We start from the raw sequence: 631 nt of genomic DNA, 5'->3' as shown, positions 1-631 counted from the left end.
TGGAAGGCTCTGGAAAGTGCCACGATACAGGGTGATAGTCCCGTACATGAAAAGACATTTTAAGTGAAATCGAGTAGGTCGGAGCACGTGAAACTTTGACTGAATATAGGTGGACCATCATCTAAGGCTAAATACTCCCAACTGACCGATAGTGAACCAGTACCGTGAGGGAAAGGCGAAAAGAACCCCTGTGAGGGGAGTGAAATAGAACCTGAAACCGTGTACGTACAAGCAGTAGGAGCAGACTTGTTCTGTGACTGCGTACCTTTTGTATAATGGGTCAGCGACTTATATTTTGTAGCGAGGTTAACCGATTAGGGTAGCCGTAGGGAAACCGAGTCTTAACTGGGCGAATAGTTGCAAGGTATAGACCCGAAACCCGGTGATCTAGCCATGGGCAGGTTGAAGGTTGAGTAACATCAACTGGAGGACCGAACCCACTAACGTTGAAAAGTTAGGGGATGACCTGTGGCTAGGAGTGAAAGGCTAATCAAACCGGGAGATAGCTGGTTCTCCCCGAAATCTATTTAGGTAGAGCCTCGGACGAATACTTACGGGGGTAGAGCACTGTTAAGGCTAGGGGGTCATCCCGACTTACCAACCCTTTGCAAACTCCGAATACCGTAAAGTA

General features: G+C 47.9%; 1 rRNA gene. It reads left to right on the top strand.

Features of this window, described 5'->3' with window-relative positions:
- Positions 1–631, top strand: a 23S ribosomal RNA gene (locus tag PMAN_RS00010); the annotation flags it as partial.

The sequence above is a fragment of the Pseudoalteromonas marina genome, assembly GCF_000238335.3.
Lineage (GTDB): Bacteria > Pseudomonadota > Gammaproteobacteria > Enterobacterales > Alteromonadaceae > Pseudoalteromonas > Pseudoalteromonas marina.
Note: the sequence above shows the minus strand (reverse complement) of the source record. Positions and strands in the feature narration are given on the sequence as shown.